The 10,135-nt window shown below is 57.9% G+C and carries 10 protein-coding genes; all 10 read right to left on the reverse strand.

Going from position 1 to position 10,135, the window contains the following annotated elements:
- Positions 1 to 1,285 (reverse strand): lipopolysaccharide biosynthesis protein RfbH (rfbH, locus tag AC1D1P_RS06625; RefSeq protein WP_477672465.1); only part of this gene is annotated, 1,285 nt, incomplete at its 3' end.
- 74 nt (positions 1,286 to 1,359) lie between these two features.
- The gene (locus tag AC1D1P_RS06630) at positions 1,360 to 2,193 is read right to left on the reverse strand and encodes an NAD-dependent epimerase/dehydratase family protein (RefSeq protein WP_477672466.1); all 834 of its coding nucleotides are present in this window, start codon (positions 2,191 to 2,193) and stop codon (positions 1,360 to 1,362) included.
- Between the two features lie 54 nt (positions 2,194 to 2,247).
- Positions 2,248 to 3,324: a CDP-glucose 4,6-dehydratase gene (rfbG, locus tag AC1D1P_RS06635; protein ID WP_477672467.1), complete on the reverse strand. Its 1,077-nt coding sequence runs from the start codon at positions 3,322 to 3,324 to the stop codon at positions 2,248 to 2,250.
- A complete protein-coding gene (gene rfbF / locus AC1D1P_RS06640) occupies positions 3,321 to 4,094 on the reverse strand; it encodes a glucose-1-phosphate cytidylyltransferase (protein ID WP_477668495.1) in 774 nt (257 codons plus the stop codon). The genes rfbG and rfbF overlap by 4 nt, the downstream gene beginning before the upstream one ends.
- A 152-nt stretch (positions 4,095 to 4,246) precedes the next feature.
- The gene (locus AC1D1P_RS06645) at positions 4,247 to 4,921 is read right to left on the reverse strand and encodes an FkbM family methyltransferase (RefSeq protein ID WP_477672468.1); all 675 of its coding nucleotides are present in this window, start codon (positions 4,919 to 4,921) and stop codon (positions 4,247 to 4,249) included.
- Positions 4,922 to 4,936: 15 nt separating this feature from the next.
- On the reverse strand, positions 4,937 to 6,103 hold the full coding sequence (locus tag AC1D1P_RS06650; protein ID WP_477672469.1) for a DegT/DnrJ/EryC1/StrS family aminotransferase: 1,167 nt from the start codon (positions 6,101 to 6,103) through the stop codon (positions 4,937 to 4,939).
- The gene (locus AC1D1P_RS06655) at positions 6,100 to 7,032 is read right to left on the reverse strand and encodes a GDP-L-fucose synthase family protein (RefSeq protein WP_477672470.1); all 933 of its coding nucleotides are present in this window, start codon (positions 7,030 to 7,032) and stop codon (positions 6,100 to 6,102) included. The genes AC1D1P_RS06650 and AC1D1P_RS06655 overlap by 4 nt, the downstream gene beginning before the upstream one ends.
- A gap of 2 nt (positions 7,033 to 7,034) precedes the next feature.
- A complete protein-coding gene (gene gmd, locus AC1D1P_RS06660; RefSeq protein WP_457281199.1) occupies positions 7,035 to 8,120 on the reverse strand; it encodes a GDP-mannose 4,6-dehydratase in 1,086 nt (361 codons plus the stop codon).
- 3 nt (positions 8,121 to 8,123) lie between these two features.
- Positions 8,124 to 9,548, reverse strand: a complete 1,425-nt coding sequence (locus tag AC1D1P_RS06665; RefSeq protein WP_477672471.1) for a mannose-1-phosphate guanylyltransferase/mannose-6-phosphate isomerase — start codon at positions 9,546 to 9,548, stop codon at positions 8,124 to 8,126.
- Positions 9,541 to 9,903 carry a MarR family EPS-associated transcriptional regulator gene (locus AC1D1P_RS06670; RefSeq protein ID WP_457281197.1) on the reverse strand — a complete coding sequence of 121 codons (363 nt, stop codon included), beginning with the start codon at positions 9,901 to 9,903 and terminating at the stop codon, positions 9,541 to 9,543. Before AC1D1P_RS06670 ends, AC1D1P_RS06665 begins: the two co-directional genes overlap by 8 nt.
- Positions 9,904 to 10,135: the final 232 nt, after the last annotated feature.

Consider the following 10,135-nt stretch of genomic DNA (forward strand, 5'->3'; position numbering starts at 1 on the left):
CGGCGAATTCAAGCATCGCCGGCGTCAGCGAGGGCTGTACGCCGATCCAGAATGTGTTGTTCATCACGTTGTCGGTGTTGGTCAGATCACCGCTGATGCGGTAGTTGCAGTCGCTCATGTAGGGCTGGCGCGTCAGGTTGCCGGCGAACAGCAGCCGCGTGCCGACCTTGTTCTGGTCGAGGTAGGTCAGCAGATCGAGCCGGGTGACCGGGCAATTTTCTTTCAGCGTGATCGGGAAGCCAAACCATGACGGATCAGAGTGCTCAGTCGGCTCGGGCAGGTTGACGAATTCCTCGCAGGCCTTCAGGCGCTCCTTGAGAAACGCGAAGTTGTCCTTGCGCGCCTGGATGAACTGCGGAGCCTTGTCGAGTTGCGCCAAACCGCAGGCCGCCTGCATATCGGTGATCTTGAGGTTGTAGCCGAGGTGGCTGTAGGTGTATTTATGGTCGTAACCTTCGGGCAGTTCACCGAGCTTCCAGCAGAAACGTTTACCGCAGGTGTTGTCCTTGCCGGGCGGGCAATAGCAGTCGCGGCCCCAATCGCGGAAGCTTTCGGCGATGACTTTGAGTTCGTCATTGTTGGTGAAGACCGCGCCGCCTTCGCCCATTGTGATGTGGTGGGCCGGATAAAAGCTCAACGTGGCAATGTCGCCGAAGGTGCCTACCATCTGGCCCCGGTAGGTGGTACCGAGTGCATCGCAGCAGTCTTCTACCAGCCAGAGCTTGTACTTCTTGCATAGTGCGGTCACAGCGTCGAGGTTGAAGGCGTTACCAAGCGAATGCGCCAGCATGATGGCCTTGGTCTTGGGACCGATAGCGGCCTCTATCTTGCTCGCATCAATGTTGTGTGTGAGGCGGTCAACATCAACAAACACAGGCACCGCGCCGAACTGGATGATGGGGTTGACGGTAGTCGGAAAACCCGCGGCCACGCCAATGACTTCATCGCCACGCTTGATCGCACGCTCGCCGAGCTTCGGCGAGGTCAAGGTGCTGAATGCCACGAGGTTCGCCGACGAGCCCGAGTTGACTGTGATGAGGTGCTTGACGCCAATGAATGCAGCGAGTTTTTTCTCAAATGCGGCGTTGAAGCGCCCGGTCGTGAGCCAGCCGTCGAGAGACGCCTCAACCATGTTCTTGAGTTCAGCGGCATCGAGTAATTTGCCGGACGGCGGCACCACGCTCACACCGGGCAGAAAAGACTCGGGGGCCAGTGCGACTGCAGCGTACTGTTCTACCAGCGCGGAGATTTGCTCGCGAAGGGCTTGGGTTTTGGCGTTTTGCATAACTTGAAATCTGCCGGTTCTGATGTTGTATTAAGGCGGAGCTGATCAACGATCGCAGGTCAGTGGAACCGACTTCAGCGAGCACCTTCTTTGACTTGCGCGAGGTAATCTACAACCGCTGGCAGCGTGTCGCGGAAATTCAGGCCGTCCAGCGCCGGCGTACGCTCGAACAAAAATTCATAGTTGTCGTTGACTGGTCCGGGCAAGGCGCCGATTTTCAGCAGATCGAGACGATCTTGCGCCTCAAAAATGTAGGTGGCCAGGTTTTTCAGCATGACCGGCATGCCATGGCTTAGCTCGACCGAGCCGCTGGCGTGCGAATCTGCGAGCCGGAAGATTGCCGCAACTTCGTCATCAATATGATGGTACTCCCGTAACTGCATGCCGGGCGTCATCCTGAATTCGGCGTTTTTGTCGATGGCTTGCAGGATTTGACCGAGAAACATGAAGGGGTCCGGCGCCCGCCCCCCAAACAAGGTATGCAGGCGTATGTGCAAGCCGAGCCGGCTCGTCGCGCAAAATTCCTCGACAAAACGACCTAGTTTCGTTTTACTCCAATAGTAGGGATTAAGCCCTTTGTCGTCGACCACTTTTTCCATGACCGTACCGAAGGTAATGACTCGCGCCCCGGTTCGTGTTGCACCCTGAACCACATTTTTCGCCAGTGAAAAATTGATGCGTTCGTGCTCGTCATGTGGGCGACCAGGATCAATGATGCCTGTGGCAACGTAGACCACGCTGTCTTCGGCGGCGTGCCGGCTTTCGAAAAAGCGCGCGGCCTCATCAGCGCCGTCGTCGCGCCACCACTCCGAGTAAATGGAATGATCGGGCGCTTCGACGCGGGCCGGGTCTTGCGAGGCGTGTATAGCGTGGCCAAGACGACCCCGGGCTCCCAGGATAAAAATCATCGGATTTGCGCTTCCTGACATCGCATGTTGGTTTTGAGATTTCGCATCGTTCGATCAGTGCCGGATCATTGTTTGATAATGGTCGATTTGCGCCAGAGTGGTTTCGCGGATGTCCGCGCCTTCACCGCGCCGCCGGGCCCAGACGACAATCATGTTCAGGGCCGTCTCGAGATTGAGTAATGGACGCCAGCTCAGCCGACCGACTGCTTTGGAAATGTCGAGCTTGAGGTAGTTGGCTTCGTGAGGCTGCTCGGTTGCATCAATCTTCCAACGTGCGTTGCCGCCCCAGAGTTCGGCCATGCAGCTTACGATCACGCCGACCGGCCGCGCGTCTTCATCTTTCGGGCCAAAATTCCAGGCCTCGGCGCAGGCGGGACCGTTGTCGTAAAGACGTTCGGCGAGCGTCAGGTAGCCGCGCAGCGGTTCAAGCACGTGCTGCCAGGGACGTATGGCGTTCGGGTTGCGGATATCGACGACCCGGCCCTGTTCGAACGCAGCAAGAATGTCGGGAATCAGGCGATCCTTGGCCCAGTCACCGCCGCCAATGACATTGCCGGCGCGCGCTGTGGCCAGCGCAACGCCATGCTGGGCATGGGTCTGCGCGCTGAAGAACGATGCCCGATAGGACGCGCTGACAAGTTCAGCGCAACCCTTGCTGTTGCTATAGGGGTCATGCCCACCCATCGGCTCGTTCTCACGGTAGCCCCAGAGCCATTCCCTGTTCTCGTAGCATTTGTCGGTCGTTATGTTGACGACGGCCTTGACGCCAGGCGTGTGGCGCACGGCTTCAAGCAGGTTCACGGTTCCCATCACATTGACCGCGTAGGTTTCGACGGGTTCAACGTACGAGTGACGCACCAGCGACTGTGCCGCCATGTGGATCACGATCTGCGGGGCGGCCAGACGCATTGCCTCGCGTAGCGCGACGAGGTCGCGCACGTCACCGTGCAACGATGTCATGCCGTCGGCAACGCGAGCCGCCTCAAACAGGCTTGGCTCGGTCGGCGGCGCCAGTGAATAGCCAGTGACTTCGGCGCCCAGGCGCTGTARCCACAAGGACAGCCAGCTCCCCTTGAAGCCGGTATGACCGGTCAGAAAGACACGCTTGCCGCGCCAGAATTCGGGCGTCATTTCCACACCTTCCAGGGAGCCTTGCCTGAGGCCCAGAGTTCCTCAAGGTAATTCTTGTCTCGAAGAGTGTCCATTGGCTGCCAGAAGCCGCCATGCTGGAACGCTGCGAGTTGCCCTTCGTCAGCAAGCGACTCGAGCGGCTGCCGCTCCCAGGTGCAATTGTCGCCGTCGAGGTAGTCGAGAACGGCTGGCGACAGCACAAAAAAGCCGCCGTTAATCATGCCACCGTCGCCCTTGGGCTTTTCCTTGAAGCTGCGCACCTTGTCGCCCTCGAAGTCAAGCGCGCCGAACCGTCCTGGCGGCAAGGTTGCGGTCAGGGTCGCCTTGACGCCTTGCGCCTTATGAAACGCGAGCAGCGCGGTAATGTCGACATCGCCGACACCGTCGCCGTAGGTGAAGCAGAAGGCTTCTTCGTCCTTGACATACGAAGCGACCCGGCCGAGCCGCCCACCGGTCATGGTGTCTTCGCCGGTGTCGATCAGGGTAACGCGCCAGGGTTCAGCGCTGCGCTGATGCACTTCCATGCTGTTCTTGCTCATGTCAAATGTCACGTCGGACATGTGCAGGAAGTAATTCGCGAAGTACTCCTTGATCATGTAGCCCTTGTAGCCGCAGCAAATCACGAAATCGTTCACGCCATGGGCGGAATAAATCTTCAGGATGTGCCAGAGAATGGGTTTGCCGCCGATCTCGATCATGGGTTTCGGCCGCGAAGATGTTTCCTCGGAAATGCGCGTTCCCAGACCGCCGGCAAGAATGACTGCTTTCATGTTTTTCCTTGGGTTCGGTTATCCAAAGGCGCTGTCGTGGAAGTGACGTCGTTTGCAAAAAAAACGCTCAAGACAGACGGACCGTGCGAAGGGCCTCCAGCTTGCAGGGACGGCCACTCTGAGTGGCACAAGATTTGAAGATCACACAAGGTTCAATCCTTTCGGCTCCAGCTTTCCCAGACGAACTCGTAGTTCCAGGCTTCGTCGTGGGTTTGTGCCAGATCGTTGCGAATGAGCTCACGACGGGATACGGCTTTGTCTATGAAATTGTGGAACTGGACTTGCAGGTGGCGAATCCGACTAATGTCTCCAGAGGTGATCAACGCAGGAATCACATCAAACTCGCCGCCCTCGATATTGATCTTCATCAAATCGATTTGCACAATTTCCAGTTCTTTGATGCAATTGACCACCGACCTGACTTCCACCCGCTGAACGGCGCCGGTCGCATGCGGTGAATCGAAGCTTGATGCGTTGTCGGCCAGGCCAATATTGAAGAATCCGTCGCTGGAAGACAGTCCATAGTTCAAACAGACGATTTTTGGATTACCCAGAAAGCGTGCTACGCACTGCCGATGAAACTCCGCAACGGGCTCAAAAATATAGACGGTGCAGCCGTAGCGTTTGTGGATTTCGGCGGCGAAATCGCCCAGGTATCCTCCAATATCGAAAACGATACTTTGCGCATTCAGTGGGTAGTTCAGGCGCAAGGTCTCATCCCCCCGGTCGCTGAACCAACGTTCAACTTCAATCAAGAATGGCTCCCGTTTGATGTGGCGGCGGTACATCAGCCCCAGGCGGGTTTTGATTTTGGAAACCAATGACATTGGTGTTCTCATGCGTTAGAGGTTTTTGAGCGTTGTGACTGCGTCGGCAATCGAGTAGTGATGGTTGCCAACAAACAAGCCGTTACTGTCGATATGCTCGGCGTTCTTCAGCTCACCGGAGACTTCCGAGTTGAAATATTTGACCACTTCATTCTTGGCGAAATTGCCGGCAACGATAGGGCGCACTTCGAACCCAAGCTCATTGAGCTTGGTGACCAGTGCTTCGCGCGTGAGGTTCACGCCGGGCCGGATCACGAGGCTGAAACCGAACCAGCTGCTATTGCCAATCTCCTTCTGGATCAGCACTGTAGGATGATCGCGCATGACCGATTGCAGCAGCGCCGCATTTTTTCGCCGTTCGGCGACGAGCATTGGCAATTTTTTGACCTGCTCGATGCCAAGTGCACCTGACATTTCGAGTGGCCGTACGTTGTAGCCGGGCAGGACGAACCGGAACGACTCTTTGAACGGATCGTCGCTTTTTTCGCCACAGACACGGTTGAACTTCGGAAGGTTGCGGGTCCAGCCGTGCGCGCGCAGCGACAGCAAAATGTGGTGCAACTCCTCGTCGTCGGTGCTGATCAGGCCACCTTCCATCGTCGAGATGTGATGTGAAAAGAACGAGCTGTAGCTGCCCATCAGGCCGAAAGTGCCGGCTTGCTTGCCTTCGAAGGTTGCGCCGAGCGACTCGCAGTTGTCTTCGATCAGCGAGATCTTCTTGTCGCCGATGATGGATTTGATGCGCGCGAAGTTGTTCGGATTGCCGAGCAGGTTGACGGCCATGATCAGGCGGGTGTTACCGGTGACGGCCTTTTCCAGTGCATCGAGGTCGTAGTTCAAGGTTTCGAGATCGATATCAACGAATTTGATCTTCAGGCCGTACTGGTATAGCGGGTAATAGGTTGTGCTCCAGGACACGGCGGGAACGATCACTTCGTCGCCCGGCTTGAGTGCAATCGCGTCGTTCTTGGAATAAAAAAGCGCCGCGACCATTAACAGGTTGGCCGACGAACCGGAATTCACCATCACGCAATGCTTGGCACCGAGGTAGCTTGCGAATTGTTTTTCGAATTCGAACACCTTGGGGCCCATGGTGAACATGCCTGAGGTGATGACCTCTTGCAGTGCAGCGTATTCAGCCTGGTCCCAGGTGGCGGTGGCGAGAGGGTATTTGTGGCTCATGCTTGGCTATCCTGCAAATAAAATTGATAAGTTTTTTCAATGCCTTGATTCAACAACGTCGACGCTCGCCAACCCCAGGTGCGCTGCCTCTCAATGTCGACAAGTTTTTGCTTCATGCCGACCGGCTTGCTTGTGTCATGTACAAACTCGCCGCTCCAGCCAACGACTTCGGCGGCAGCACGGTAGTAGTCGTTGATGCTGTGGTCGTGGCCGAGGCCGACATTGAGCAGCCCCGGTAGCTTGTCGAAATCGGACAGCGCATGCAGCACGGCGTCGGCCAGATCACCTGCATACATGAACTCGCGGCGTGCCGTGCCGTCACCCCATATCTCGACGCTCGGCAGGCCACCAGCCTTGGCCTGATGGACCTTGTGGATGATCGCAGGGATCAGGTGGGAGTGCTTCGGGTCGAATTTGTCGTGCCGGCCGTACAGGTTGCACGGAATCAGCGTCTTGTACTGATTGACCGGTGTTTCGCGGGTGATGTATTCGCACAGCCGGGTTGCGAAGATCTTGGCGATCGCATAGCCCTCGTTGGTCGGCTCTAGTTCGCCGCGCAGAATCAATTCCTCGCCGAGCGGGTTCTGCGCTTCGCGTGGGTACATGCAGGAGCTCGCGAGGTTCAGCAGCCTGGTAACGCCGGCCTCGCGCGCCGCCATGATCACATTGCGACCGAGGTCTACGTTCACCACGAGAAAATCGACAGGGTGCGCGATATTCGCCTGAATGCCGCCGACCAGTCCGGCGCAGTGAATTACAGCATCGGGCCGGACATCTGCGACGAAGCGGCGCGTCGCCTCGAAGTCGGCCAGGTTCAGTTCCCGACTGCCAGGCGCGACAAAATCCCAGTTGCCCGCGAGCGGGTGCTCGAGGATATTGCGGCCGACCATGCCGCCGCCGCCGGTCAGGAAAACACGGGGTTTGGCCACGTTTAGCCCTGGTTGCGCAAGGCCTTGTGGCCGTGYGCCTTGACCTGCAAATCGAACTCGGCCTGTGTCATGTCGACTTTGGCCATTTCGGCAACCAGTTCTGCGAAGCTGATTTTCGGAACCCAGCCGAGTTTTTCGCGTGCCTTGGTCGCATCACCGAGCAGCGTTTCAACCTCGGTCGGACGGAAGTAACGCGGATCGACCGACACGATGCATTTGCCGGTGGCAGCGTCATAGCCTTTCTCGTTCTCGTCGTGGCCTTCCCAGCGGATCTGCATGCCGTATTCCCGGGCAGTCGCCTCGACGAAATCACGCACGCTGTATTGCACACCGGTGGCAATCACGAAGTCTTCGGGTTTGTCCTGCTGAAGCATGAGCCATTGCATTTCGACATAGTCCTTGGCGTGGCCCCAGTCCCGTTTGGCATCCATGTTGCCCAGATAGAGGCAGTCCTGGATGCCCAGCTTGATGCGGGCGAGTGCGCGTGTGATCTTGCGCGTCACAAAGGTTTCGCCGCGGACCGGGCTTTCGTGGTTGAACAGGATGCCGTTGCAGGCGTAGATGCCGTAGGCTTCCCGGTAGTTGATTGTGATCCAGTAGGCGTAGAGCTTGGCGACCGCGTAAGGGCTGCGGGGGTAGAACGGCGTAGTTTCTTTTTGCGGGATTTCCTGCACCAAGCCATAGAGTTCGGAAGTCGAAGCCTGGTAGAAGCGTGTGGTCTTCTCAAGTCCGAGAATGCGCATTGCTTCAAGGACCCGCAAGGCGCCCAGGCCGTCGCTGTTGGCTGTGTACTCCGGCTCTTCAAAACTCACGGCGACATGGCTTTGCGCCGCGAGGTTGTAGATTTCGTCCGGCTGGGTTTGCTGGATGATGCGGGTCAGGCTCGACGAGTCGGTCATGTCGCCGTGGTGCAGCACAAAGCGCTGGTTGGCTTCGTGCGGGTCCTGGAACAAGTGGTCGATGCGATCCGTATTGAAGAGCGACGTGCGGCGCTTGATGCCGTGCACGATATAGCCCTTGTTCAGCAGAAACTCCGCCAGGTAGGAACCGTCCTGGCCGGTGATGCCGGTGATGAGTGCTGTTTTCATTGTTTATGCCCTGCCATAGTTGTCGGTAAATCGCACGATATCGTCCTCGCCCAGATAGCTGCCGGACTGGACTTCGATCATTTCCAGATCGGTTTTTCCTGGATTTTCCAGGCGGTGAGTTTCGCCGATCGGAATGTAAGTGGACTGGTTTTCAGTGAGGAGAAAGGTGGCCTCGCCTTTGGTGACCAGCGCGGTGCCGGAAACCACGATCCAGTGTTCGGCCCGATGATGGTGTTTTTGCAGGCTCAACGACGCGCCGGGCTTGACCATGATGCGCTTGACCTGGAATCGGGCGCCGCGGTCAATGCTGTCATACCAGCCCCAGGGCCTCGCTACCTTGCGGTGCAGACTCGCTTCCGGGCTTTGGCGCGTTTCGAGCTGGGAAACCACGCTCTTGACCTGCTCCACGTGGCTGCTCGCGGCGACAAGCAACGCGTCGGGCGTGTCAATCACCAGAAGGTCCTCGGTGCCAAGTGTCACCACGGTGCGATGCGGCGCGTGAATATAGGTGCGTTTGCTGTGCAGCGCCATGCCGTTGCCGTCGATGCGATTGCCGTCGTCGTCCGGCGCCGTGAGCCCGGCGACGGCATTCCAGCTGCCGACGTCACTCCAGGCTCCCGCAAATGGCACGACAGCGACAGCGCCGTGGCGCTCGAGCACTGCGTAGTCGATACTTTCGGCGCGCACAGCACCGAATGCCGCTGCGTCGGGCCGCACGAACTGCTGGTCCTCTCCGACCGCTGACACAGCCAGCCGGCAGCCTTGCAGAATGTCGGGCGCGTGTTGTTCCAGGGCCGCGATCAGTGTGTCGGCGCGCGTCAGGAAGATACCGGCGTTCCAGAGCGTGTCACCCTGCAATATCAGTGCCTGGGCTTTTTCTGCGTCGGGTTTTTCAATAAAACGCGCGACTTTGGCGCTACCGTCGCCGCGTGCCGCGCCTTGCTGGATATAACCGTAGGCAGTTGCCGGAAAAGCCGGCACCACGCCAAAAGTGACGATCTCACCGCTCAGCGCCGCCGCCAGGCCCTGGCCCACCATGGCTGAAAAGGCCACAACATCGGGAATATGGTGATCCGAAGGGCAAAACAGCAGGACTTGACCGGGTTTGGCGAGCAGCGCCGCGAGCGCCATCGCAGGCGCCGTGTTGCGCCCGGTGGGCTCCAGCACAATCCGGCCCTTGACGCGTGCTGCCTGCATGGCTTCGCTGACGAGGAATCGGTGTTCTTCCGAGGCGACACAGATCACATCGGGCGCGGTTGCGCTGTCTCCGTTGACGTGTGCCACCCGCTCCAGGGTCAGCTGCAGCAGGCTTTTACCGCCGATCAGCGGGACGAACTGTTTCGGGAAGCTTTTCCGCGACAGCGGCCAAAGCCGTGTGCCTGCGCCGCCGCAGAGGATGACAGGCGTGATGGTGACGGTTTCAGTCATGGTTGTGATCAGTGCTGGTTTTTGCCTGGGTGACTTCGACTTTGAGGTTTTCGATTTCAACCTTGAGGTTTTCGTACTCCGCCAACTTGCGTTCGAGAAAGCGCAAGGTCAGGCCGGCCTTCTCGGAAATGCCGTTCGGCGTCAACAGATAGGCGTAAGCCAGCTTTTTTTCGCTGCGGCTGAAGCTTTGCATCTTGATGAAGCCCTTGTCGAGCAGCGCTTTCAGGCAATAGTTGGTTTTGCCCAAGCTAACGCCCAGCGCATTGGCGAGATCGCGCTGGTTCATATGAGGATTGGCCTCCAGCAGGCGCAGTACCCGCAGGTGGTTTTCTTCCTGAAGTGAAGAATTCAGCAAATGGATGATTCAGCTGTTCAATGAGTGAACAGGATATTACCACTGCTGCCGCATGGGTAGAACACCGGCGTGAGGGATTATTTACACCGTTGCGGCAGGTCCTGGCAGGACTGTGAGGAAACTGCAAGGAGGCGGGCCGGGGTATGCGCTGATAATTGCGGCAAATAAAGCGGGGGCCCCATGGTATTTCTGGTTTGTCTGAGTTTCACGGTGTCGCTAATCGCCTCCATGC

The sequence above is a fragment of the Polaromonas sp. P1_E1_2 genome, from assembly GCF_056406035.1.